The organism is Micromonospora cabrerizensis (assembly GCF_022230955.1).
GTDB classification, from domain to species: Bacteria; Actinomycetota; Actinomycetes; order Mycobacteriales; family Micromonosporaceae; genus Micromonospora; species Micromonospora cabrerizensis.
In genome coordinates this window covers 56,867-81,054 of the sequence record NZ_JAKKFI010000067.1, presented here as the reverse complement: position 1 = coordinate 81,054, position 24,188 = coordinate 56,867, and the positions used below count along the sequence as shown (strand labels likewise).

At 72.3% G+C, this 24,188-nt stretch carries 22 protein-coding genes; 11 read left to right on the top strand and 11 right to left on the bottom strand.

What is annotated here, in order from left to right; all coding sequences use genetic code 11:
- Positions 1 to 2 precede the first annotated feature (2 nt).
- From LADH09A_RS16730 to LADH09A_RS16715, 4 genes are all read left to right on the top strand, one after another.
- Positions 3 to 1,418, top strand: coding sequence for an NADP-dependent succinic semialdehyde dehydrogenase (locus tag LADH09A_RS16730; RefSeq protein ID WP_238646171.1), 1,416 nt, complete (start codon positions 3 to 5; stop codon positions 1,416 to 1,418).
- A gap of 116 nt (positions 1,419 to 1,534) precedes the next feature.
- Positions 1,535 to 2,500, top strand: a complete 966-nt coding sequence (locus LADH09A_RS16725; RefSeq protein ID WP_238646169.1) for a TIGR03885 family FMN-dependent LLM class oxidoreductase — start codon at positions 1,535 to 1,537, stop codon at positions 2,498 to 2,500.
- 38 nt (positions 2,501 to 2,538) lie between these two features.
- Positions 2,539 to 4,110, top strand: coding sequence for a Na+/H+ antiporter (locus LADH09A_RS16720; protein WP_238646168.1), 1,572 nt, complete (start codon positions 2,539 to 2,541; stop codon positions 4,108 to 4,110).
- Positions 4,107 to 4,364, top strand: coding sequence for a UBP-type zinc finger domain-containing protein (locus LADH09A_RS16715; protein WP_238646167.1), 258 nt, complete (start codon positions 4,107 to 4,109; stop codon positions 4,362 to 4,364). The genes LADH09A_RS16720 and LADH09A_RS16715 overlap by 4 nt, the downstream gene beginning before the upstream one ends.
- Positions 4,365 to 4,367: 3 nt before the next feature.
- Here LADH09A_RS16715 and LADH09A_RS16710 read toward each other — a convergent pair whose 3' ends face one another.
- From LADH09A_RS16710 to LADH09A_RS16700, 3 genes are all read right to left on the bottom strand, one after another.
- Positions 4,368 to 5,630 (bottom strand): MFS transporter, encoded by a 1,263-nt coding sequence (locus LADH09A_RS16710; protein ID WP_238646166.1) that lies wholly within the window; start codon positions 5,628 to 5,630, stop codon positions 4,368 to 4,370.
- Between the two features lie 276 nt (positions 5,631 to 5,906).
- Positions 5,907 to 7,157 (bottom strand): HNH endonuclease signature motif containing protein, encoded by a 1,251-nt coding sequence (locus LADH09A_RS16705; protein ID WP_238646165.1) that lies wholly within the window; start codon positions 7,155 to 7,157, stop codon positions 5,907 to 5,909.
- A 137-nt stretch (positions 7,158 to 7,294) separates the two neighbouring features.
- A complete protein-coding gene (locus LADH09A_RS16700) occupies positions 7,295 to 9,904 on the bottom strand; it encodes a glycoside hydrolase family 9 protein (RefSeq protein WP_238646164.1) in 2,610 nt (869 codons plus the stop codon).
- Between the two features lie 260 nt (positions 9,905 to 10,164).
- On the opposite strand from LADH09A_RS16700, the gene LADH09A_RS16695 reads away from it, so the two are divergent.
- Positions 10,165 to 10,890, top strand: a complete 726-nt coding sequence (locus LADH09A_RS16695; protein ID WP_238646163.1) for a PP2C family protein-serine/threonine phosphatase — start codon at positions 10,165 to 10,167, stop codon at positions 10,888 to 10,890.
- Positions 10,891 to 10,898: 8 nt separating this feature from the next.
- On the opposite strand, the gene hrpB is transcribed toward LADH09A_RS16695, so the two are convergent.
- The 3 genes from hrpB to LADH09A_RS16680 are packed head-to-tail and all read right to left on the bottom strand — an operon-like array spanning position 10,899 to position 14,549.
- A complete protein-coding gene (gene hrpB / locus LADH09A_RS16690; protein ID WP_238646250.1) occupies positions 10,899 to 13,454 on the bottom strand; it encodes an ATP-dependent helicase HrpB in 2,556 nt (851 codons plus the stop codon).
- A gap of 28 nt (positions 13,455 to 13,482) precedes the next feature.
- A complete protein-coding gene (locus tag LADH09A_RS16685) occupies positions 13,483 to 13,683 on the bottom strand; it encodes a DUF397 domain-containing protein (RefSeq protein WP_238646162.1) in 201 nt (66 codons plus the stop codon).
- A 41-nt stretch (positions 13,684 to 13,724) separates the two neighbouring features.
- Positions 13,725 to 14,549 carry a helix-turn-helix domain-containing protein gene (locus LADH09A_RS16680; protein WP_308194592.1) on the bottom strand — a complete coding sequence of 275 codons (825 nt, stop codon included), beginning with the start codon at positions 14,547 to 14,549 and terminating at the stop codon, positions 13,725 to 13,727.
- A gap of 183 nt (positions 14,550 to 14,732) precedes the next feature.
- On the opposite strand from LADH09A_RS16680, the gene LADH09A_RS16675 reads away from it, so the two are divergent.
- The 3 genes from LADH09A_RS16675 to LADH09A_RS16665 are packed head-to-tail and all read left to right on the top strand — an operon-like array spanning position 14,733 to position 17,506.
- Entirely contained in the window at positions 14,733 to 15,359 is a 627-nt protein-coding gene (locus LADH09A_RS16675; protein ID WP_238646161.1) for a GOLPH3/VPS74 family protein, read from the top strand.
- Between the two features lie 48 nt (positions 15,360 to 15,407).
- Positions 15,408 to 16,919, top strand: coding sequence for an APC family permease (locus tag LADH09A_RS16670; protein ID WP_238646160.1), 1,512 nt, complete (start codon positions 15,408 to 15,410; stop codon positions 16,917 to 16,919).
- Positions 16,916 to 17,506 (top strand): GNAT family N-acetyltransferase, encoded by a 591-nt coding sequence (locus tag LADH09A_RS16665; RefSeq protein WP_238646159.1) that lies wholly within the window; start codon positions 16,916 to 16,918, stop codon positions 17,504 to 17,506. The genes LADH09A_RS16670 and LADH09A_RS16665 overlap by 4 nt, the downstream gene beginning before the upstream one ends.
- Before the next feature lie 127 nt (positions 17,507 to 17,633).
- Here the strand turns inward: LADH09A_RS16665 and LADH09A_RS16660 are convergent, their stop codons facing one another.
- Positions 17,634 to 18,458 carry a SigB/SigF/SigG family RNA polymerase sigma factor gene (locus LADH09A_RS16660; RefSeq protein WP_238646158.1) on the bottom strand — a complete coding sequence of 275 codons (825 nt, stop codon included), beginning with the start codon at positions 18,456 to 18,458 and terminating at the stop codon, positions 17,634 to 17,636.
- A gap of 376 nt (positions 18,459 to 18,834) precedes the next feature.
- Between LADH09A_RS16660 and LADH09A_RS16655 the strand changes: the two genes are divergently transcribed.
- Positions 18,835 to 19,587 (top strand): hypothetical protein, encoded by a 753-nt coding sequence (locus tag LADH09A_RS16655; protein WP_238646156.1) that lies wholly within the window; start codon positions 18,835 to 18,837, stop codon positions 19,585 to 19,587.
- Here the strand turns inward: LADH09A_RS16655 and LADH09A_RS16650 are convergent.
- Positions 19,536 to 21,125: a phospholipase D family protein gene (locus LADH09A_RS16650; protein ID WP_238646154.1), complete on the bottom strand. Its 1,590-nt coding sequence runs from the start codon at positions 21,123 to 21,125 to the stop codon at positions 19,536 to 19,538. The genes LADH09A_RS16655 and LADH09A_RS16650 overlap by 52 nt on opposite strands.
- 152 nt (positions 21,126 to 21,277) lie before the next feature.
- Here LADH09A_RS16650 and LADH09A_RS31685 point away from each other — a divergent pair, with 152 nt between their 5' ends.
- The gene (locus LADH09A_RS31685; RefSeq protein ID WP_274529629.1) at positions 21,278 to 21,406 is read left to right on the top strand and encodes a hypothetical protein; all 129 of its coding nucleotides are present in this window, start codon (positions 21,278 to 21,280) and stop codon (positions 21,404 to 21,406) included.
- Positions 21,407 to 21,470: 64 nt separating this feature from the next.
- Here LADH09A_RS31685 and LADH09A_RS16645 read toward each other — a convergent pair whose 3' ends face one another.
- Positions 21,471 to 22,457 (bottom strand): pirin family protein, encoded by a 987-nt coding sequence (locus LADH09A_RS16645; protein WP_238646153.1) that lies wholly within the window; start codon positions 22,455 to 22,457, stop codon positions 21,471 to 21,473.
- A 9-nt stretch (positions 22,458 to 22,466) separates the two neighbouring features.
- Positions 22,467 to 22,949 carry a MarR family winged helix-turn-helix transcriptional regulator gene (locus tag LADH09A_RS16640; protein ID WP_238646152.1) on the bottom strand — a complete coding sequence of 161 codons (483 nt, stop codon included), beginning with the start codon at positions 22,947 to 22,949 and terminating at the stop codon, positions 22,467 to 22,469.
- A 156-nt stretch (positions 22,950 to 23,105) separates the two neighbouring features.
- Here LADH09A_RS16640 and LADH09A_RS16635 point away from each other — a divergent pair, with 156 nt between their 5' ends.
- On the top strand, positions 23,106 to 23,651 hold the full coding sequence (locus tag LADH09A_RS16635) for a GNAT family N-acetyltransferase (protein WP_238646151.1): 546 nt from the start codon (positions 23,106 to 23,108) through the stop codon (positions 23,649 to 23,651).
- On the opposite strand, the gene LADH09A_RS16630 is transcribed toward LADH09A_RS16635, so the two are convergent.
- Positions 23,641 to 24,129: an FBP domain-containing protein gene (locus LADH09A_RS16630; protein ID WP_238646150.1), complete on the bottom strand. Its 489-nt coding sequence runs from the start codon at positions 24,127 to 24,129 to the stop codon at positions 23,641 to 23,643. The genes LADH09A_RS16635 and LADH09A_RS16630 overlap by 11 nt on opposite strands.
- Positions 24,130 to 24,188 lie beyond the last annotated feature (59 nt).

The window sequence follows — 24,188 nt, the reverse complement described above, 5'->3', positions numbered from 1 at the left end:
AGATGCCCGATATCGCCACCACCAACCCCGCCACCGGCCAGGTGCTCAAGACCTATGAGGCGATGTCCACCGAGCAACTCGACGGTGCCATCGAGCGCGCCGACCTCGCGTACCAGCAGTTGCGGGAGACGACCGTCGACCAGCGCGCCCAGTGGATGAACGCCGCGGCCGACCTGCTCGACGCCGAGCGCGACGAGATCGCCCGGATCATGACCACGGAGATGGGCAAGACGTACGTGGCGGCGCAGGCCGAGGTGACGAAGTGCGCCACGGCCGCCCGCTTCTACGCCGACAAGGCCCCGGCTTTCCTCGCCGACGAGCCGGCCGACGCCGACGCCGTGAAGGCGATCCGGGCGTTCATCCGCTACCAGCCGATCGGTGTCGTGCTCGCGGTGATGCCGTGGAACTTCCCGCTCTGGCAGGTGATGCGCTTCGCCGCTCCGGCGCTGATGGCCGGCAACACCGGCCTGCTCAAGCACGCCTCGAACGTGCCGCAGACCGCGCTGCTGCTGGAGGACGTGTTCCGGCGGGCCGGCTTCCCCGAGGGTGCCTTCACCACCGTGCTGGTCGGCTCGGACGCCGTCGATCACATCCTCAGTGACCACCGGGTGCGCGCCGCCACGCTCACCGGCAGCGAGCCGGCCGGCCGGTCCATCGCCCAGATCGCCGGACGGGAGCTGAAGAAGACCGTCCTCGAACTCGGCGGCAGCGACCCCTTCGTGGTGATGCCCTCGGCCGACGTGGACCGGGCCGCCGAGGTGGCCACCACGGCCCGCTGCCAGAACAACGGCCAGTCCTGCATCGCCGCGAAGCGGTTCATCGTGCACACCGACGTGTTCGACGCCTTCGCCGAGAAGTTCGCCGCGAACATGGCCGCACTGCGGGTCGGTGACCCGATGGACGCGGACACCGACGTGGGGCCGCTGGCCAGTGAGCGGGGCCGCGACGAGGTGCACGCCCAGGTCCGCGACGCCGTGGACAACGGTGCGAGAGTGCTCTGCGGTGGCGAGCTGCCAACCGGCGACGGCTGGTTCTACCCGCCGACGGTGGTCACCGACCTCACCCCCCAGATGCGCATGTGGTCCGAGGAGGTCTTCGGCCCGGTCGCCGGCCTGTTCCGCGTCTCGACGTACGAGGAGGCGATCGAGGTCGCCAACGGCACCAGCTTCGGGCTCGGCTCGAACGCCTGGACGCGGGACCCGGCCGAGCAGGAGCGCTTCGCCACCGACCTGGACGCGGGCAACGTCTTCATCAACGGCATGACCACGTCCTACCCGGAGTTGCCGTTCGGTGGTGTGAAGAACTCCGGCTACGGGCGTGAGCTGTCCGCGCTGGGCATGCGGGAGTTCTGCAACACCAAGACGGTCTGGGTGGGTGAGGGCGCCGCCTCGGCCGGCGCAGGCGCGCACGCCGAGTAGTTCGCCGGCGCGCGCGCCGAGTAGTTCGCGGGCACGCGCGCCGAACAGGTCGCAGGCGCGCGCGCCGAACAGGTCGCAGGCATCAGCCGTCGCCGTCGTGGGTAGGAAGTGTGCCCATGACGTCGTTCGGTTTCCACGCCTCGCATGAGCAGATCGGTCCACGCGCCCTCCTGGAGGCGGTGATGCACGCCGAGCGGGCCGGGTTCGACGCCGCCATGTGCTCCGACCACTTCTCGCCGTGGAGCGCCCGACAGGGCGAGTCCGGCTTCGCCTGGTCCTGGTTGGGCTCCGCACTGCAGGCCACCGGTATGCCGTTCGGCGTGGTCAACGCCCCCGGCCAGCGTTACCACCCGGCGATCATCGCGCAGGCGATCGGCACGCTCGGCGCGATGTACCCGGGCCGGTTCTGGGCGGCGCTGGGCACCGGCGAGGCCAGCAACGAGCACATCACCGGCGACCCGTGGCCGCGCAAGGACGTCCGCGCCGCCCGGCTGCGCGAGTGCGTGGACGTGATCCGCGCGCTCCTGGCCGGCGAGGAGGTCAGCCACGACGGCCTGGTCCGGGTGGACCGGGCCCGGCTGTGGACCCGCCCGGAGCAGCCGCCCGCGTTGGTCGGCGCCGCCGTCAGCGTGGCCACCGCCCGCTGGTGCGCCGAGTGGGCGGACGGGCTGATCACCGTGAACGCCCCGACGGCACACCTGCGCGAGATGATCGACGCGTACCGGGACGCCGGTGGGCGCGGGCCACTGCACCTGCAGGTGCACGTCTCCTGGGCGCCGGAGCAGGCGCAGGCCGAAGCCATCGCCCACGACCAGTGGCGCAGCAACGTCTTCGCCCCGCCGGTCTGCTGGGACCTGGAGACCGCCGAGCACTTCGACGCGGTCTCCGCCGACGTGCCGGCGCAGCGGGTCGCCGAGGTGGTCAACGTGTCCGCGGACCTGGGTCGGCAGGTCGGCTGGTTGGAGGAGTACGTCGAACTCGGCTTCGACCAGATCGCCATTCACCACGTCGGGCAGGAGCAGCGCGGTTTCATCGACGCGTTCGGCGCCGAGGTGCTGCCGAAGTTGCGCCCAACCGCCTGATCGAGGGCTGAATCCACGGACCCCTAGGCTCGTACCCCATGGAAAGCCTGTTTCCGGTCGTCGTCTTCCTGGCGATCGCCACCCTGGGTGCCGCGCTGGCCCGCCGGCTCGGCCTGCTTGCGCCGATCGTGCTGGTCGTACTCGGTCTGGCGCTCTCGTTCGTGCCGGGCTTCCCACAGGTCGAACTCGACCCGGAGCTGGTGCTGGTCGGCATCCTGCCGCCGCTGCTCTACGTGGCGGCGCTGGAGACCTCGGTGCCGGCGTTCAAGAACAACATCCGGCCGATCCTGCTGCTGGCGGTCGGCCTGGTGCTGTTCACCGCGTTCGTGGTCGGGTTGGTGCTGCACCTGCTGCTGCCGCAGTTGCCGTTCGCGATCTGCCTGGCCCTCGGCGCGGTGGTCGCCCCGCCGGACGCCGTGGCCGCCACCGCGGTGGCCCGGCGGGTGGGCCTGCCCCGCCGGGTCGTCACGATCCTGGAGGGGGAGAGCCTGGTCAACGACGCGACGGCGCTGGTGCTGCTGCGGGTCGCGACGATGGCCACCATCGGCTCGGCGGTCGGCACGGGCCAGATCGCCATCGAGGTGCTGCGGTCCACCGGCGGCGGCATCCTGATCGGGGCGCTCGGCGCGCTGGTCTTCGGGTTCCTGCACCGGCGGATCAGCGACCCGCTGCTGGACAACGCGCTGTCGTTGATCATTCCGTTCGCGGTGGTGTTCACCGCCGAGCACCTGCACGCCTCGGGCGTGGTCGCGGTGGTCGTCACCGGTCTGGTGCTCGGGCACAAGCTGCCGCAGTTGCTGTCGGCGGCGTCCCGGTTGCAGATCGGCGCGTTCTGGCGGCTGGTCCGGTTCCTGCTGGAGGGCCTGGTCTTCCTGCTGGTCGGGCTCCAACTGCGGGAGGTGCTGCGCGACCTCGACGAGCCGATCGGCTCGCTCATCCTGGTCACCTTCGCGGTGCTTGCCACCGTCTTCCTGACCCGGTTCATCTGGCTCTTCCCGGCCACCTACCTGGCTCGTTTGGTGCCCCGGGTCCGCCGACGCGATGCCCGGCTGTCGCCGAAGTTCCCGATCATCATCGGCTGGGCCGGGATGCGTGGCGTGGTGACCCTGGCCGCCGCGCTCGCGCTGCCGCTGACCCTGGCCGACGGCGAGTCGTACCCCCGGGCTCTGTTCATCTGGTTGGCCTTCGCGGTGATCGTCTTCACGCTGGTCGGCCAGGGCGCCACGCTGCCGCTGGTCGCCCGTCGGTTGAAGCTGCCGCAGGACGACCCGGTGCAGGACGCGCTGTCCGCGGCCGGTGTGCAGCAGCAGGCCAGCCGTGCTGCCCAGGAGCGTCTCGACGAGCTGGCCGACAGCGCCCCGGACGCGGTGGTGGACCGGCTGCGCCGAGCGGTGGAGGACCGCACCAACATGGCGTGGGAGCGGCTCGGTGGCACCGAGCGGGAGACCCCGTCGCAGGCGTACGGTCGGTTGCGACAAAAGATGATCGACGCCGAGCGGGACGTGTTCCGGGCTGCCCGGGACGACGGTCGGATCCCTGAGGAGGTGCTGGTGCAGGCCTATCGTGACCTGGACCTGGAGGAGTCGTTGCTGAGGGAGGTCGGAAAGTGAGCTGTCAGCACCTGAGCGAGGCGGGTGCCGCCGAGGCGCGCACCCCCGACGAGTGCGAGGACTGCGTCGCCGACGGCGAGACCTACTGGGTGCACCTGCGCACCTGCCTGAGCTGTGGGCAGGTCGGCTGCTGCGACTCGTCGCCGAACCAGCACGCGAGCAAGCACTTCGCGTCCACCGGCCACCCGGTGATCCGCTCGGCGCAGCCCGGCGAGGCCTGGCGATGGTGCTTCGTCGACGAGGAGATCGGCTGACCGTCAGCCCGGGTGCGGTGCCTGGTCGGCGTGGTCGGCGCGGTCGGCCAGGGCGTGTCGGGTGAGCGGCGGCACGGCGAGGCCGGTGAGCGCGAGCAGCCCCGCCAACGCCAGCCAGCCGACCGGGCCGCCGTCGATGATCAACCAGGTCAGCAGGGCCGGGCCGGCCGCGCGGACCAGCCCGGCGAGCAGTCCGTCGACCCCCTGGTAGGCGCCGAGGGCGTCCGGGGCGGCGAGGTCGTAGGCCAGCGCCGCCCCGGCCCCGGCGTGCCACAGGTCGCCCAGGGTGTAGATCACCGTCGCGACCAGCAGCAGGCCGACCGCCGCCGTGGTGGGCACGACGGCGGTCGCGGCCCAGAGCAGCATCCCGGCCGCGAGCACCAGCCCGGCCCGGCGCATCGTCGCCGCCGCCGGCGCCGCGTGCCGGGCGCCCCTGCTCAGCCGTACGGCCAGCAGCACGGTGAGCAGCGTGTTGACCAGGAGGACGGCGGAGACCGTCACCAGAGGCGCGTCGGTGTGCGCCACCACCCACAGCGGCAGCACCAGCGTCAACGCCACGTGGTGCACGGAGAGCACCGCCGAGGCACCGACGACGGCGAGGAACGGCCCGTCGCGCAGCGCCCGGCCGGCTCTCTGCCGCACCGACCGTTCCGCCGGCGGGTACGCCGGCAGTCGCATGATCAGCGCCGCCGAGACCAGATAGGTGGCGACGTTGCCGAGCACCAGCAACCGGTACGCCCACCCGGTGTCCGCGACCAGCGCGAACGCGGCCAGCCCCGCGCCGAGCGCCACGCCCAGGTTGGCCACCGCACGCAGGGTGGCGAAGGCGTGCACCCGGCCCTCGGGGCCGCCTACCGCCGCGACCAGCGCGGCGCGGACGGCCAGGTTGCCGGAGATCAGCAGAGCGTCCAGTGTGGCCACCAGCAGAAAGGCCGGGAAAGAGCCGACCAGCAGGTACGCGGCGGCGACGGCGGCCTGCGCCAGTTGCAGGACGGCGCGGAGGCTGCGGGGGTCACGTCGGTCGGCCAGCCCGCCGAGGGGCACGCTGGCAGTGAGCCCGACCAGGCCGGCGAGAGTGAGCCCGAGCCCCACCTCGGTCGGGGTCAGCCCCACGGCGCGGGTGAGGTAGAGCGCCACACCGGTCACCCACAGCCCGAGGCCGACCGTGTTGGCGAGGGTGGCCAGTGAGAGGGTGCGCAGCCGACCGGGCGGCGGCAGCGGCGACAGCGACCGCCAACGGCCGCGAACCTCCGCCGTGGTGCCCACACCTCGACGGTAGGACCGGCGGATGCTCACCGATGCCCCGCTGGGTGCGGCGTCCGTCACAGCCCGCCGGTGTCCCGCGCGGTGCGCCAAGCGTCACGGCCAGTCTTCAGCTCGTCTGGCCGGCGGCGACCCGCTTGCCGGGCTGCGGTCTGGTCGCAGCTGGGGTTTGGTTGGCGGCTCCGGTGCCTTGGCGGCTGGGGCCTGTTCGGAGGCGGCTGGTTCGGCGGCGGCTGGGGCTCGGGGCCGGGACCGGGGCTGGGCCCGACCATGGGGGTGTCACGTCCGCCGGTGGTACTGGTTGCGGCGGGGGACCCGGTCGGGGTCGAGCCAGGCCGGCGGAAGGAATTCGGGGTGACCGTCTCCACCGAGCCGGACGGTCCACTCGCCCCGGTGGACGTGTCGGTGATGGTGGGCGCAGAGCAGCACGGCGTTGGTCAGGCTGGTGCTGCCGCCGTCGGCCCAGTGGTGGATGTGGTGGGCGTCGCACCAGCGGGGCGGCCGGTCGCAGCCCGGGAAGGCGCAGCCTCGGTCGCGCAGGACCAGGGCGCGGCGGAGTGGGCCGGTGACGAGCCGGCGCTGCCTGCCCACGTCGAGCGTCTGACCGGCGCCGCCGAGGACGGCGGGCAGAATCGCCGCGTCGCAGGCGAGTCGGCGCACCGTCTCCGGCATGAGCCGCAGGTCGGTGTCGAGCGTGCCGGCGTCGAGCTGTCGGGCCAACGTCTCGAAGCTGGTGGTGACGACGATCTGGGCGGGGTCGCCGCCGTGCTCGGGCAGCTCGCCGGTGCGCAGGGCAAGCCGGCAGAGGTCTGCGAGCGCGTCGTGCCGGCGTTGCCCAGGAGAACGCGGATCGTCCGGACCGGACGGTGTGGTCAACGGATCGATCGCGGCGCGCAACAGCCCGGCCGCCTCGGCGTCGAGGCTGCCGGACAGTCGCAGCCGGCCGTCCCGTAGCTCGGACAGGGTGACGTGACGGTCGCGGCAGGCCCGGCGCGCCTCGGCCTCCAACGCCGCCCGGGCGGCGGCTTCGGCGACGTCCGGAGCGACGTGATCGAGGATGCGGGTGCCGAGCTTGCGCAGCAGGGTCGGCTCGAACTGCCCGGCCCACTCGACCAGGACGCCGACGGCCTTCTCGGCCGCCTCGGCGCCGGCGGCCGTGTGCACCGTGCGGACCGTGTCGCCGATGACCCGGGCCTGCTCCACGCTGACAACCCCGCTGGCCAGAGCAGCGCGCACCCCGGGCGCTCCGGCGTCCAACGCGCCGGCCAGATCGACCAGGCGGCGAGCTGCGGAGACGCTGAGCCGCAGACGGTCGCGCAGCCACACGGCCGTCGAGGACGCGCCCTGCGCGGTCGCGGTGCCTCGGCCGTCAAGCTCGCGCACGAGGCTCAGCTTGACTGCGGCCAGGCGGTGTTCGAGCCGGTGCGCGGCGTCGAGGGCCGCGACGAGGTCGTGCTCCGGAAGAGCCCACGTCGAGGCGTCGAGGCAGTCGACAACCGCCGCCTCCGCCTGCGCCAACCCCTCCACCATGGACTGACGATAGAACAGGTGTACGACAGATTCGGCGACTGTGCACGGGAGAGGTCTTCGAGCACTCGGTCGGTACGCCGGTCCAGTCGAGCCGATGACCTCCCCGGTCGGGAGGCCACCGGCTCGACGAGGATCGGTCAGGAGAGGGTGCAGGCTCCCCCGTTGACCGTGATCAGGCCCGGAGCGGGGTTGGCGCCGCCGGCCGTCGTCGCGTTGAAGCCGAACGTCACCGTGCCGCCGGGTGCGATCTTGGCGTTGTGTGACTCGTTGCGCGCGGTCACCGTCGAGCCGGCCTGGGTGACCTTCGCCAACCACGCCTCGCGGACCCGCTGGTCGCCGGTGAACGCGAACCGCACGTTCCAGCCGTTGACGGCAGTGGCACCGGTGTTGCGGATGGTCAGCTGGGCGGTGAACCCGGTGCCGCCCTGCCAGGCGCCGTAGTTGGTGTAGTTCACCGAGCAGGTGGTGGCCGGCACCGCCCCGGCGTCACCCTGGTCGGCCAGGAACGAGGCGATCCAGGCCAGCGCCGAGTTCCAGTTGATCGCCACCTCGTTGGTCGCGTACGAGTTGATGTCGTCGACGTAGCAGAACATCGGGGCGCAGCCGGCGAGCAGTTGCGCCGCGAACGGGTCCTGGAGCGCGGCGTTCGGGCCACCGGCGAGGGAGCCGGCGGGCGGACGGGGCAGGCTCGGGTCGAGCTGGTGGCCGAAGATCCTGCTGTGCTGGTTCTGCGCCGCGTGCTCGCCCCACCCGGTGACGTAGGAGATGTTCAGGGCGTTGCGACCGAGGATGTAGTCCACGGCCTGCACGGCGCCGTCGCGGTAGACGGGGTTGCGGGTCAGGTCGAAGGCGGTGGCCAGCACGACCGCGTTGTTGATGACGTTGCTGTTGCCACCCCAGAAGTAGCTGTTGGCGTCACCGGGCATCGGCAGCCCGTACGCCTGTCGGCGCAGCTCGGCGAGGTGGCTGTCGGCGGCGGCGGTGACCGAGGCACGGACACGGGCCAGGTCGGCGGCGGGCAGCCCGTTCGGCACGGTGGCCAGGTCGAGGCGACCCAGCGCGGCAACGCTCTGCCAGCCGAAGCCGCGGGGCTCGAACACGTCACCGGTGTGGTGCGGCGACGCGGTCAGGTCGGTCAGGTAGGTCTGCGCCCCGGTGGTGAGGTACAGCTCGGCCGCCGCCCAGTAGAACTCGTCGGTGACGTTGCTGTCGTCGTACGCGCCGCCGCCGGTGCCGTCGGTCGGGCTGGCGTACACCGCGGGGTGGGCCTTGGCCGCGGCGTAGGCCGTCTTCGCGGCAGTGCCGCAGCGGCTGGCGAACGCCGCGTCGTAGGGGGCGAAGAGCCGCGCGCACTGGGCGGCGGTGGCGGCCAGGTTGAGGGTGGCCGCGGTCGACGGCGGGTGCAGCTCGCGCGGCTGCGGGTCGTCGTGCGGGGAGAGTGGCAGACCGGTCCAGTTCTGGTCGTGGATCTTGTGGTGGACCATGCCGGCGAGGGGCTTGCCGGCCGGCACCTGCATGCGCAGCAGGAACTCCAGCTCCCAGCGGGCCTCGTCGAGGATGTCCGGCACGGCGTTGCCGCGCTCGGGGACGCGCAGGGTGCTGTCGCCCAGCTCGGCGCCGCCGGCCGCGGTGGCCGCCGTCCTGGTCCGCTCGAACGTGTTGAGCAGCTGGTAGGTGGCGATTCCGCCGTTGACCACGTACTTGCCGTGGTCGCCGGCGTCGTACCAGCCGCCGCGCACGTCCAGTGAGTAGTCGCAGACGCCCGGCTGGCACGGCACGTTGGTGTCGCCCTGGTTGGGTGCGACGCCGAGGTGGCCGGCGGGGCGGGCGTACTCGTCGCCAATCAGGTCGCCGTCGATGGCGATGCCGCTGCGCTGGGCGTAGAAGAACTGCAGGGAGTCGGAGCGCAGCTGGTCGTAGAGGGCCCCGGAGATGTCGAACGGGTGGCTGGTCTCGCCGTCCACGGTGAGCGTCAGCCCGGTGCCGGGGGTGCGGTAGCTGGAGAAGTCGACGGTCTGCACGTTCTGCCCGGAGGCGGCGTCGACGCCACGTGCGGTGGTGCTGCCACTGGCCACGACGGTGCCGGCGGCCGAGCGGAGCTGCCAGGGCAGCGCCTCGGTGGCCTCGGTGACGACGGTGGCGTTCTTCGGGCCGCCGGGCAGGTAGCCGACCTGGTTGACGCGCACCCGTGGCCCGGTGTCCGGCTCGTACGGCTCGGGTGGCTCACCGCCGCGCAGTGAGACGTCGTCCAGGCAGATGGTCTGCGTCTCGGGGGAGCCGCCGACCTGGAAGATCAGTTGAGCGTTCGGGTTGTCGTCCGGGACGGTGAAGGTCTGCTCGACCCGCTGGACGGTGCCGGTCGCGCTGGCGTCCACGGCCGCGTACGTGGTGTAGGGGGCGCTGCCGAGTTGCAGCACGGCCTTGACCGCGGCACCCGGGGTGGCGGAGACGGCGAAGCCGAGGGTGTATTCGGCGCCCGCGATCAGCGGCACCCCGTCCTGGCCGATGCCGGCGTCCCAGGGGTTGGCCAGCCCGCCCGCGACGGTGGTGCAGAGCCGGCCGTCGGTGACCGCGAGGGGGCCGGTGCCGAACGAGAACCAGGGGCTCACTCCGGCGCTGAAGTCGCCGTTGTCGATCTGCTCGGGGGCGTCCGGTGGTGGGTCGGCGTGGGCCGCGCCGGCGCCCGCGCCGGTGAGGGCCAGGGTGGTCGCCGCGGCCAGCAGGAGGCGGCGTCGGGATGGCGTCACGGGGAGTCCTTCCGGGACGGGAAGTGGAACAGTGGTGGCGGTTGACCTGGGAGCGCTCCCAGATATCGGTTCGATGTTTCCAGCGTCAGTTCGCCATGTCAATTGATTCGGTTGAATGGGTTGTGGTGTCCGACGAGGGCGACCGGCCGGCTCGGCGCGCGGCGGCACGCCGAGCCCGGGACGTGAGATTGGCCGCGCCACGCGCCGTCGTCCTGATCTCCTAGAGACAACTGCGCCCTTCGCCTGGCAGGCTGCCTCCCATGACCCTGAAGCTGCGTTCCGTGGGAACGAGCGACCGTGGGCTGATCCGCAGCGGGAACCAGGACGCCCTGCACGCCGGCACCTGGCTCGTCGCCGTCGCCGACGGCATGGGCGGGATGGCCGCCGGTGACCTGGCCAGCGCCCTCACCATCGACGCGGTCGCCCCGCTGGATGTGGAGACTCCCGAGGACGCGCTGGTGGCCGCGCTGGAGGGCGGCATCGCGCTGGCCACCTCCCGGATCCGGCAGGCGGTCGCCGAGGACTCCGAGCGGCAGGGCATGGGCACCACGCTGACCGCCCTGCTCTTCGCCCGTACCGGCAGCTGCCTGGCCCTCGCGCACGTCGGCGACTCCCGGGCCTACCTGTTCCGCGAGAGCGTGCTCAAGCAGGTCACCCGGGACGACACGTTCGTCCAGATGCTGGTGGACCAGGGCGTGATCACCGCGGACCAGGCCAGCAGCCACCCGCGACGGGCGGTGGTCACCCAGGCCCTGCAGGGCGACGAGGTCTCCCCGTCGTACGCGACGATGGTGCCCCGGGCCGGCGACCGCTGGTTGCTGTGCAGCGACGGTCTCTCCAACGTCGTCCGTCCGGACACCCTCACCGAGGTGCTCACCGGTTACCCGGAGCGGTCGGAGTGCGTCGCCAAGCTGATCGATCTGGCCCTGCACGCCGGCGCACCGGACAACGTCACCGTCGTGGTGGCCGACGTCGTGGAGGAATAGGCCGACGCTCAGCGCCGCCGTGGTGTGGCGCGCCGGGTGGGCGTCGCCGTTCCCGGATCCTCCGGCCACGGGTGCCGGGGATAGCGCCCGCGCAACTCGGAGCGGACCTGCGGATAGCCGGTGCGCCAGAACGACGGCAGGTCGGCGGTGACCGCCACCGGCCGGCCGGCGGGGGAGAGCAGGTGCAGCAGCACCGGCACCCGCCCGTCGCCGACGCGTGGCGCCACCGACCAGCCGAACGTCTCCTGGAGTTTCACCGCGAGCACCGGCGCGGCCGGGTCGGTGTAGTCCACCCGGATCCGCGAACCGCTCGGCACCTCGATCCGCTCCGGGGCCAGCTCGTCCAACCGGGCGGCCTGCGCCCAGGGCAGCAGCCGGCGCAGCGCCGACGTCACGTCCGCCCGCGCCAGGTCGGCGCGGCGCCGGGCGGCGGCCAACTCCGGCCCCAGCCAGGTCGGCGCGGCGTCGAGCAGCGCCTCGTCGCTGACATCCGGCCACGGGTCGCCCAGATGGTGCCGGAGGAACGCGAGCCGCTCACGCAGCGCCCGGGCCGCCGGCGTCCAGGGCAGCAGCCCGAGACCCTCCTGGCGCAGGCCGGTCAGCAACGCCGCGGCCACCTCCGCGCGGTCCGGTCGGTCCAGCCGTCGCTGGACCAGCTCGATCGCGCCGAGCCGGGTCACCTCCCGGGCCACCACGTCCCCGTCGGACCAGCCGACCTCCCGACTCGTGCGCAGCAGCGGCCCGGCCGCCTCCCGCGCCGTCGCCTCGTCCACCGGCGAGGCCCGGCGGATCCGCGCCGACGGCGCGCCGGGGGTGCGGTCCGCGACGGCAACCGCCAGCCAGTCGGCACCGGCCAGCCCCGAACCGACCGCCAGCTCCGCGGCGGTCCCTCCGGTCATCAGGTACGCCGAACCACCCGCCCGGCGCACCCGGGCCAACCGTTCCGGGTACGCCAGACCGACGAGCAGCCCGGCGGCGAGATCGTCGCTCAGCCCACCCGAACCGCCCCGCCCCACGGAGTCGGCGTGGCCACCTTTGGCACGGCCGTCCGGGGCGGGGCCTGCGGGCAGCGCGGCGCGGAGCCGTCGTACCTCGGTGCGCCACCGGGCGGTCGCGCCCGCGTCGACACCGGAGCGCAGTCGACGCCAACCGGCGACCAGGTCGTCACCGGGGCCGACCGCGCTCTCCTCGGCCAGCAGGGCGACGACCTCGGCCGCCCGGTCGGTGCCGACCCGACCGGCGCCGTCGAGCAGCGCCCGGGCCAACCGTGGGTGCGCGCCGGCAGCGGCGATCGCCCGCCCCCGCGCGGTGATGCGGCCGTCGACGTCGACCGCGCCCAGGGTGTGCAGCGTGTCCCGGGCCACCGTCATCGCGGCGGCCGGTGGCGCGTCGGGCAGCGCGAGCCCGACGCCGTCGGGCCGACCCCAGGCGGCCAGCTCCAGCGCGAAGCCGGTCAGGTCGGCGGTGGCGATCTCCGGCTCGGCCCGGGCGGGCAGCCGCTCGTGCGTCGCCGCCGACCAGCACCGGTAGACGTACCCGGGGGCCTCCCGGCCGGCCCGGCCCGCCCGCTGGGTGGCGGCGGCTCGGGAGACCGGCACGGTCACCAGAGCGCCCAGCCCGCGCGCCAGGTCGATGCGCGGCACCCGGGACAGCCCCGCGTCCACCACGACCCGCACGCCCGGGACGGTCAGGCTGGTCTCGGCCAGCGCGGTGGCCAGCACGACCCGACGCCGGTCGGCGGGCCGCAGGGCCGCGTCCTGCTCGGCGCCGCGTTGGCGGCCGTGCAACGGCAGCAGCGCCACGGTGTCCCGCAGGTCGGCCAGGCGGCCGGAGACCCCCGCGATCTCCCCGGCCCCGGGGAGGAAGACCAGGACGTCGCCGTCGCGCTCGGACAGCGCCCGCCGGACGGTGGCGGCCACGTGGTCGAGCAGGGCCCGGTCCACCGGCCCGGCCCCGGACGGGACGATCGGGCGTGAAGGCGGCGCCCAGATCCGCTGCACCGGGTAGAGCGCCGAGTCGGCCCGCACCACCGGGGCCGGGGTGGACCCGCCGAGCAGCGCGGCGAACCGGTCGGTGTCCGGGGTGGCGGACATCGCCAGCAGCCACAGGTCCGGCCGGAGGGTGGCCCGCGCCTCCACGGTGAAGGCCAGCGCGAGGTCGGCGTCGAGTTGTCGCTCGTGGCACTCGTCGAGCAGCACCGCGCCCGTACCCGGCAGCTCCGGGTCGTGGTGCAGCCGTCGGACCAGCAGACCGGTGGTGACCACCTCGATCCGGGTGGCCGGGCCCACCTTGCGCTCACCGCGGACCGCGTAGCCGACGCGCTCGCCCACCCGCTCGCCGAGCAGCTCGGCCATGCGCCGGGCGGCGGCGCGGGCCGCCACCCGCCGGGGTTGGGCGATCACCACGCGGCCGGTCACCCGGTCGGCCACGGCCAGCGGTGCCAGGGTGGTCTTGCCGGTGCCCGGTGGGGCCACCAGCACGCCGGCGCCGGCCGCGTCGAGCGCCGCGACCAGCGCCGGCAGCACCGGGCGTACCGGCAGGTCCAGGGTTACGTCGGAGAGCACGGCCCAGTCTCGCACCGGCGTGGGTGCCTCAGCGGCGACGGACCTCGCCGACGCCGAGCAGGAAGGCCTGCCAGGCCGCCGGGCCGAAGGCGAGCACCGGGCCGGAGCGGTCCTTGCTGTCGCGTACGGCGACCTGACCGTCGGCTGTCGCGACCTCCACGCAGTTGCCGTTGCCACTGCTGCGCGTGCTGGTGCGCCAGTCCGCTCGGGTCAGGTCGTGCGCCGTCATCCGGGGTACCTCTCGTCTGCGTCGGCGTGCCGCAGAAGCGGTCACGCAAAGTTACGAGAAGCATGCTCAAGACGGGTCAGCGACGCCGTCGGATCGAGCGCCATCCGGCACAGCTCCTCGTGCAGAAGGCTATACCCGAGCACATGATCGGCATCCTCCAGAGCCAGCCCCATCGTGAGGTTATCCAGGTAAACCACGGAGGCGTCGGCGGCATCGGCGAAGTTGAGGATCACGTACGGAGTGCTCATCGCGGGATGGCCGCCGGCCGCGAATGGAAGTACCTGAATTGTCACGTTGGGTAACTGCGCAATGCGCGTCATGTGGACGAGTTGTTCGGCCATGACCGCGGCGCCGCCGACCGGGCGCAGCAGCACCGCCTCGTTGAGCACCACCGAGAGTTGGACCGGGTCCTCGTGGCGCAGCACCTCCTGCCGCCGCAGCCGGGCGGCGACCTTGCGCTCCAGCCCGTCCTCGCCGGCGGTACGCCGGAAGATCTCCCGCGCGTACGCCTCGGTCTGCAGCAGCCCGGGCACCGACTCAGCCTCGTACGTGCGCAGCGCCGCCGCCTCCGCCTCCAACCCGACGTAGAACTCGAACCACTCGGGCAGCACGTCGCTGTAGTTCTGCCACCAGCCGCGTTGCTGCGCCCCTCGGGCGATCTCGATCAGCGCCTCCGCGTCCGACCCGGTCACCTGGTACAGCGCGAGTGCCGCCCGGACGTCGCGCGGTTTGATGCCGATCTGCGCGGTCTCGATGCGTGAGAGGTTGCTCTTGGACATGTCGAGTTGACGGGCTGCCACGTCGAGGGTCATGCCCGCGCGTTCCCGGAGCTGGCGGAGCTCCCTGGCGATGCGTCGGCGGCGCACGGTCGGGCTGGTGGCGGATCGGGTGGGGGGAGCGGCGGTCACCGTCCGAGTCTGACAGAACAAGATCCGCAGGTCGCAGATGCACGGAGTGCAACTTTCAAATCTGGGAGTTGCGTTGCAGTAGCGCTCGGTGCATCCTTTCCCGGTCGCGATCACTGTGGACACACCTGTGCGGGAGGACCGTTGCTCATCGCCGACGAGTTCTTCCTGATCGCACACAACGACAGTCGCGGCAAGGCCAAGCTGCATCCGGCGGCGACCGGCCTCGGACTGGCCGCGGGGCTGCTCGGCGAGCTGCTCCTGTATGGACACATCACCGTCTCGGACGGCAGGGTCACCGTCATCGACCGCCGTCCGCCGGCTGACGCGCTGGCGCACACCGTGCTCGACCAGCTGATCGGCGAGTCCCAGCACCAGGCGCTGCGTACCTGGCTGAGCTTCCTGGCGCAGAGCGCGACGACCTCGGTGGGGGAGCGGCTGGCCCGTGCCGGCGTGCTGCGCCGCCAGGAGAGCCGGCGGCTGCTGCGCACCTCGGTCAGTTACCTGCCGATCGACCTGAACGCGGTGGCCTGGCCGGCCACCCGGCTGCGGGCACTGCTGGACCGACCGGACCCGCCGGGCGTGCCGGACGCGCTGCTGCTCGGCCTGGTCGTGGCGGCGGGGCTGACCCGTGAGGTGCTGTGGAGCGCCGGCCCGCGCGCCCACCACCGCCTGAACGTCCTCATCCCCGCGCTGCCGGCACCCCTGAAGGAACTCGTCGGGCACACCGAGGCCGCCGTCGGCGCAGCCGTGCTGCGCGGCCTTCCCTGATCCTCCCGGTAACCCCCTACCCCTCCCCTCGACAACCGGAGTAGTCGAATGCCCCCGACATCGACAGTCGACCGACCCAGCAACGTCTCCGAAGCCCTCGCCCGAGGCCGCCTCGGCATCCCCTCGGTGATCTTCTTCGTGCTCTCCGCCGCCGCCCCGCTGACCGTAGTGGCTGGCGTCGTCACCACCGGCTACGGCGTGGTCGGGGTGACCGGCATCCCGCTGGCCTTCCTGCTGGTCGCCGCGGTGCTCGCGCTGTTCTCGGTGGGCTACGTGGCGATGTCGCGCCGGGTGGAGAACGCCGGCGCGTTCTACGCCTACATCTCCCGCGGTCTGGGTCGACCGGTCGGCGTGGGCGCCGCCTGGGTGGCGCTGATCGCGTACAACGCGCTCCAGGTCGGCCTGTACGGCACCATCGGTGTGGCGGCCGAGCCGGTGCTCGACCGGATCTTCGGCGGGCACCCGCACTGGGCCGTCGTGGCCCTGGTGGCGTGGGCGTTGGTCGGCCTGCTCGGCCTGCTCCGGGTGGACATCAACGGCCTGGTCCTGGCCGCGCTGCTGATCGCCGAGATCGTCGTGATCCTCGTCTTCGACCTGGGGCAGATCGGCAACCCGGCCGACGGTCAGGTCAGCTTCGCCACGTTCTCGCCGGACAACCTCTTCGTGCCGGGGGTCGGCGCGGTGCTGGTGCTGGCCATCCTCGGCTTCGTCGGCTTCGAGTCCGCCGTGGTCTTCAGCGAGGAGAGCAAGGACCCGAAGCGGACGGTGCCGATCGCGACCTACCTGTCGGTGGCGATCATCGCTGGCCTGTACGCGCTGTCGTCCTGGACCATGACGGTCGCCGTCGGGCCGGAGAACATCGTCGCCGAGGCCGGCGAACAGAGCGTCGGGCTGATCTTCAACCTGGCCGCCGCGCACCTCGGCGACACCGCCGTCACCATCGGGCAGGTGCTCTTCCTGACCTCGGTGCTGGCCGCGATGATCTCGTTCCACAACACCACGGCCCGGTACACGTTCGCTCTCGGCCGGGAGCGGGTGCTGCCGGCGGTGTTCGGGCAGACCTCGGCCCGTACCGGTGCGCCGCGGGCCGCCTCGGTGGCGCAGAGCGTCCTCGGTCTGGTGGTCATCCTGGTGTACGCGGTCAACGGCTGGGACCCGGTCGTCCAGCTGTTCTTCTGGGGCGGCACCACCGGCGGGTTCGGTGTCCTGCTGCTGATCGCCACCACCTCGGTGGCGGTGATCGCCTACTTCGCCCGCTCCGTCGGCGACGAGAACCTCTGGCGACGCGCCATCGCACCCGGCCTGGCCACCATCGCGCTCTTCGTGATCATCTGGCTGGCCGTGTCGAACTTCGCCAACCTGCTCGGCGTCGCGCCGGACTCGACCCTGCGCTGGGCGCTGCCCGCCGTGTACCCGGTGGCGGCCCTGCTGGGCATCGTCTGGGGGCTGGTGCTGCGCAGCAACCGCCCGGACACGTACGCCCGGATCGGCCTCGGCGCGGCGAGCGCCGCCACCACCGTCACGCCGACGCCGCCGACCAGCGTGGAGGTGACCCGATGAGCGTTGTCATCGAGCAACTCGGACCGGACGAGACCTCCCTGGTGGCTGGCCGGATCGCCGAGGCGTTCACCGTGCTGGAGGTGACGCGCTGGCTGGTGCCCGACCCGAGCAAGCGGGAGGCCGTGCTGGCCGGGGACTTCGAGATCCTGGTCGGACACGCGATGCGGTACGGCTTCGTGCACGCCACCGAGGACCGGGCCTCGGTCGCGGTCTGGTTCCCGTCGGTCGGCGAGCCGGCTCCGCCGCCGGTGGACTACGACGCCCGGCTGGCCGCGGCCTGCGGCGAGTGGACCGACCGGTTCCAGCACCTCGACGAGCTGTTCGCCGCGAACCACCCGCACCCGGAGCACCACCACCTTGCGTTCCTGGCGACCCAGCCGGGCCGGCAGGGGCAGGGGCTGGGCACCGCGTTGATGCGGCACCACCACGCCTGGCTGGACGCCAACGCGATGCCGGCGTACCTGGAGGCGAGCAGCCCGCGCAGCCGGGACCTGTACGCGAAGAACGGCTACCTGGCCGGGGAGCCGTTCCGGGTGCCCGACGGCACGCCGTTCTGGCCGATGTGGCGGGAGCCGGTCGGGCACTGAGCGGGTCGGGCGGCTCGGAGTCGATCCGGCCGGTGTACGCCCACGGACGCGTTGTCACGCCCGCGTGACAACGCGGACACGGAAAGAGGGCCGGGTCCGCAGACCCGGCCCTCTTTCCGTGGACTGATCAGTACGTGCCGTCGAGCTGACCGCGCAGCTTGGTCAGCGCCCGGGTCAGCAGACGCGAGACGTGCATCTGCGAGACGCCGATCTGGTCGGCGATCTGCGACTGGGTCAGGTTGCCGTAGAAGCGCAGCGTGAGGATCTTCTGCTCGCGCTCGTCCAGGGTGGCCAGTGCCGGGCCGAGGGCGACCCGCAGCTCGGCCAGCTCGAACTCGCCGTCCTCGCCGCCGAGCATGTCGCCCAGCTCGGTGGCCCGCTCGCCGTCGCCGGTCGGGGTGGACAGCGATACCGCGTTGTACGCGCGGGCGCCCTCCAGGCCCTCCAGCACCTCTTCCTCGGTGAGCTTGAGGTGGGCGGCGATGTCGGCGACCGTCGGCGAGCGGCCGAGGGTCTGCAGGAGCGAGCTGTTGGCGTCGGAGATGGCCAGCCGCAGCTCCTGGAGCCGGCGGGGCACCCGGATGTCCCAGGTGCGGTCCCGGAAGTGCCGCTTGAGCTCGCCGATGATGGTGGGGATCGCGTAGCCGGCGAAGTCGACGCCGCGGGAGGGGTCGAACTTGTCGATGGCCTTGATCAGGCCGACCGCGGCGGTCTGGGCCAGGTCGTCGGTCGGCTCGCCACGACCGCTGTAGCGGTGGGCCAGGTGGTTGGCCAGCGGCAGCCAGGCCTCGATCGCGCGGTCGCGCAGTGCGGCCCGCGACGGGTGGTTGGCGGGCAGCGCGGCCATGGCGTTGAGCAGGTCGGCGGCACTGTCGGTGAGGGCGCGCGGGTCAAGCTTGGTGCTCGCCTTGGCAGCGGTGTTCGGCTGCTCGGTGATCGTTGAAGCGGTCATGGGTGGTCCTCCCTGCACCTCGTCCGCGGACAAAAAAGGTGTGACGCTTTGGTTTAGCTTCCTATGGGCCGTTCGGGACTCACCTTAACCTGATCGTCTCGCGGAAATCTAGCCGAAAGGCTGATGTACTTAAGGTGTGTCGAGTAACAAAACGGGCGAATGCGACGGAAGTCGGGGGGACTGTGAGGCTCCTTACCCGTTTTCCGGCCATGCCTAGCCGCCCGGTCGACTCTCGGTTTCGACCGAGCGGCCCTCGACCCGCGCCGAGCGGTCAACATGGAACCCGACATTGGGGCAGGAGTGTCGACTATCCGTCGTTGTCCCGCTGGTGGGACCGGCCGTAGCGTCGCGTGTACACACCCGGTTCGGAGGCACCGTGCTCGATCCAGCCGCTCCCCAGCTCGTCGTGAACAGTCGAACGCTCTACTTCAGTTGGCTGCCGGCGGATCCGGACGCGGTCGCCGCACTGGTTCCGCCCGGCCTGTGCCCCCGCCCCGACCGCCAGGTGTTCCTCAACCAGTACGTCGTGGACGACGAGACCCAGACCTCCGGCTTCGGCGCGTACTCGCTGACCTACCTCGGCGTCTCACTGCTGGGCGTCGACGCGCCCGGCGGCCTCAACCCGGGTGGCTGGTGGAGCCACTACGTGGCCTCCAGCCGGGTGGTCCGTGAGTACGCTGCCGCCCGCGGTGCCCCGGTGCTCGCCGGTCGGACCAGCATCGAGGTCAGCGGTGAGGATCTGCTCTCCGAGACGGAGATCGACGGGACACCGTTGCTCCGGGCGCGGTGCCGGGTGGGGGAGACCGGCCACGTGATCAGCAGTGGGCACCACCGCTACTTCACCCGTCGGGACGGTCAACTCCTCAGCTCGGCCTACCCGTTCGTCGCCGAGCCGGTCGCCCCGTTCGAGATCGAGTCGGTGGAGTTCCTCCAGGCCGACCACCCGATGTACGCGCTCCGCCCGGCCAACCCGCTGACCATCGGCTTCGGCTACTACTCGCCGCGCTCCTCGTTCGCCTACCCCGGCGGGCTGAGCGTGCACCCGACCGTCGCGACGCCGGAGCCGGCCCGACCGGTTCACCAGGTGCCGGCCAGCCTCGCCCGCAGTGGCCTGCCGTCCGGGTCGTAGACCAGCCGGTACACCGGCAACGCCCAGGCCCGGGTGTACCACGGCAGTCGCTCGGGGCGGTGCGGGCGCAGCCGTCCGGGCGGCCGCTCGCCCACCTGGCCGTCGTCGTACCACTGCTGTAGCGCGTCGGCGGCGGCCGTGACAGCCGCGACCGCGTCCGCCGGGTCGATCAGGTCGGCGTCGTCCGCGCCGGCCGGGTCACGGTCCAGGTGCTCGCGCCAGAGCCGTAGCCGCAGGTCCCGCGCGAAGGCCCGCGCGCCGTCGCCCTGACCTGCCGGATCGGTGGGCTCCCGCTGGTCGCGGGTGTCGTCGAGCACCGCGCAGGACAGCTCGCTGTCGTGCGTCCAGGACCGGCGGTTGAAGTTGTCGCTGCCCACGCTGGCCCAGACGTCGTCGACGACGCAGACCTTCGCATGCACGTAGACCGGGTTGCCGGCGTGGTTCTCGACGTCGAACACGTGCACCCGATCCGGTGCGGCCCGCTCGCACAGCGACAGCGCCTGCTCCCGCCCGACCATGTTCGGCGGCAGCGCCAGCCTGCCGTCCACGTCCGGGTGTCGGGGCACCACGGCGATCAGGTGCAGCTCCGGGTTGTCCCGCAGAGCGTGCGCGAACAGATCCGCGACCTCGGCGGACCAGAGGTACTGGTCCTCCAGGTAGATGAGTCGGCGGGCGCGGCGTACCGCCTTGGTGTAACCCCGGGCCACGGTCCGCTCGCCGTCGGGTGCGAACGAGTAGCGCGGGCGCACGGCGGGGTAGGTGCGCAGCACCTGGATCTGGTGCGGACCGCAGGGCGGCGGGTCGGCCGGCTGCTCGGGCAGCGGGTCGGGACGGAGGTCGGCACCGCGCAGCCGGTCCCGCAGGTAGGCCACCGGGTTCTCCGAGTCCAGTGGCATCGGATCGGTCCAGCGTTCCCGGAACAGGGTGTCCAACGCGCCCACCACCGGACCGCGTACCGCGAGCTGCACGTCGTGCCAGGGCGGGTTGGGCCCGTACCGGGGGGACATCTGCACCGGCTGCGGGTCGCCACGATGATCGGCGTCGTCGCGGCGGCTGTGGCACAGGTCGATCCCGCCGGCGAACGCGATGTCCCGTTCCGCTGCGCCCGCGTGCCGCAACACCACGAGCTTCTGGTGGTGTGACCCGCCGCGCCGGACCCGCTGGTCGAGCAGCACCTCGCCGCCGGCGGCCGAGATCGTCTCGCTGAGGTCGCGGTTCTCCGCCTCGCTGTAGGCCAGCACGTCGAGGTGTGAGCGCCAGATCAGTCCCTTGACCACCACGCCGCGGTGGGCGGCCTGGGCGAAGAGCTGGGCCACGGTCGGGCCGTCCGGGCGCAGCCGCTGATCCGGGTCGCCCCGCCAGTCGGTGAAGAACAGGTGGTCGCCGGGGCCCAGAGCCTCCACCTCGTCGACCAGCCGGTCGAAGTACGCGGCACCGTGAATCAACGGCTCGGCGAGGTTTCCCCTGGTCCAGACGGGTAACCCAGACACCGGGTTGGCGCGTTCCTCGGCAGTGAGGAACCAGTCCTGCAACGGCAACGTCCAGCCCCCCTGGAGGTCGGCAACGTCCTCACGGTAGGACCCCCGACGCGGGTCCGCATGCCAGGCCGGCAGACCGGCACCTGGTCAACGCCACCGGAAGCGACGCGACAGCAGCCGAGCGACGCGACAACAGCCGAGGAGGCCACACCATGCCCCGCGACACGACGGATCCCGTGACCGAGTACCGCGAGCCGGCGGTGGAGAGCGAACGGGGCGCGCTGGTAGCGGTGTTGGTGATGGTGATTCTGGGCGTCGCCGGGATTTTTGCGGTGTCCTGAGGCGGCGCCGGCGCCCCCGTGGTGAACCGGGGGCGCCGGCGCCGATCTCAGTGCTGACGCGGGGTCAGGGCCGGGTGCCCTGGCCGCCGGTGTGCGGCAGTCGCTCGGTGGGGATCACACCGAGCCGGCCGGCCTGGAAGTCCTCGAACGCCTGGAGCAGCTCGTCCCGGGTGTTCATCACGAACGGGCCGTACTGTGCCACCGGCTCCCGGATCGGCTGGCCACCCATGATGTAGAGGTCCAGCGCGGGGGTGTTGCTGTCCTGCGCGGTGTCGGCGCCGAAGCGCAGCGCGTCACCCGCGCCGTGCACCGCGAGCTGGCCGGTACGCACCGGCCGCCGGTCGGTGCCGACCGTGCCACGACCGCCCAGCACGTACACCAGGGCGTTGAACTCGGGCTGCCAGGGCAGGTCGACCTGCGCCCCCGGCTGCACGGTGACGTGCGTGATGGTGATCGGGGTGAAGGTCGAACCCGGACCCCGGTGCCCGGCGATCTCGCCGGCGATGACCCGGATCAACGCGCCGCCGTCGGGCGTGGTGAGCAGAGCCGACTCCCGACCCCGGATGTCCTGGTAGCGGGGCGGGTTCATCTTGGCCGAGCGGGGCAGGTTGACCCAGAGCTGGGTGCCGTGGAACAGCCCGCCGCTCATCACCAGGTGCTCCGGCGGCGCCTCGATGTGCAGCAGGCCGCTGCCCGCCGTCATCCACTGGGTGTCGCCGTCGGTGATGGTGCCGCCACCGCCGTTCGAGTCCTGGTGGTCGAAGACCCCGTCGATGATGTACGTGACGGTCTCGAAGCCGCGGTGCGGATGCCAGGGGGTGCCTTTCGGCTCGCCCGGCGCATAGTCGACCTCGCCCATCTGGTCGAGGTGGATGAACGGGTCCAGGTCGGTGGTCGACACCCCGGCGAAGGCGCGACGGACCGGGAAGCCCTCACCTTCGAAGCCGGTGGGCGCGGTGGTCACCGTGCGCACCGGGCGGAAGGTGGTGGACTCCTCCAGCCGGGGCAGGCGGGGCAGGACGAGGACGTTGTCAACGGTGATCGCGGGCATCGAAGGCTCCTAGCTCGTGGCGTGGGTGGTCGAGCCGGCGCGGGACGCCCGCAGGCGGTCACCGATCCGGCCGAAGACCCGGGTGAGGCAGGCGACCTCGTCATCGTCGAGGTCGTCCATCAGGTAGGTGCGCACCGACGCCAGATGGTGGGGTGCGGCATCCCGCAGGGCGAGCAGCCCGGCGGCGGTGAGGACCGCCTCGCTGCCGCGTCGGTCGTCCGGGCAGGGCTCCTTGCTGACCATGCCCCGGCGCTGCATGGAGGAGATCTGGTAGGTCAGGCGGCTGGGCGAGAAGATGAGCCGGCTGGCCAGCTCGCCCATCCGCAGTCGCTGCCCCGGTGCCTCCGAGAGCAGGACCAGCACGTGGTAGTCGGCGAAGCTGAGGTCGCTCTCGGCCCGCAGGTCCTCTTCCAACTGGGTGTAGAGACGCTGGCTGGCCTCGATGTAGGCGCGCCAGGCGGCCTCTCGGGTGCTGTCCAGGCTCTCGGTCATGCCCCTGACGATAGCACTACTTCAAAATTTAAATAGTGCCGTTGAGCGTAGCCTGGGTCACGTTTCCACCACGCAGCACCGAATAGTGCAGCTTTGAAGAAAGGCGGCGCTAAACCGGCGGCGCGATGGTGACGTGGTGTGCCAGACTCCGGCCTCGTGGAACACGTGCAACTCACCGCCGCCGACCTGTTGCTGCGCCCCTGGCGGGACGCGGACGCCCCGGCGGTCCGCGACGCCCTGCGCGACCCGGCGATCGCCCAGTGGAACCCGCAGGGCGGCGACCCGATCGACGACGAGGTCGCGCTTCTCTGGGTGCGCCGCCGGGCCGACTGGTCCACCGGTGGCCATGTCTCGATGGCGGTGACCGCGGCGACCGGCGGCGAACTGCTGGGCTCGGTGTCACTGCACCGCATCCACGACGGTGACGCGTCCATCGGCTACTGGACGGCGCCCGCGGCCCGCGGGCGTCGGGTGGCGGTGCGGGCCGTCGTCCGGCTCACCGACTGGGCGTTCAGCGACCTGGGGCTGCACCGGGTGGAGTTGTGCCACGCGGTCGCCAACCCGGCCTCCTGTCGCGTCGCCGACCGGGCCGGCTACCCGGCCGAGGGGACGTTGCGGGAGTCGTACCGCTACGGCGACGGTCGCCGCTACGACGAGCACCTGCACGCCCGCCTGGCCACCGATCCTCAGATCACTCGTTGACCTTGCGCAGGAACGCCGCGAGGGCGGCCCGGACGTGGTCGATCCGCTCCGGCAGGGGCAGGGGGTCGGGCATGGGTGGCCCGGCCTGCTTCTTCTTCCGCAGGTAGAGCGAGCAGGCCAGGTCGGAGCACATGTACGTGCCCACGGAGTCGCCCTGCCGTCCACCCGGCCCGGCCTTGCGGGCGGTCATCAGTGAGACGCCGTCGCCGAGGTGGGTGGTCAGGCAGAGCGAGCACATGCTGCGCCGCACCCGCCCGATCTGGTGCGTCGCGGAGCGCAGCGCCACGCCGACGAGCCGGCCGTCGGACTCGGCGACCAGATAGGCCCGCTGGGGTGCCGCCGGGTCCCGCCAGCCGAGAAAGTCCAGGTCGTCCCAGGGGCGTGTCGGCAGATCATTCGGTACGGCCATCCGCTTCGCCTCACCCTGGGTGCAGTTGACGAAGGACTTGCGGATGGCGGATTCGGTCAGGGCTAACATAGGTAGTAGCCTAGCGCTCCTAGGCAAGCGATTATTGGGGCTAGGTTTGGGGTGTGGTG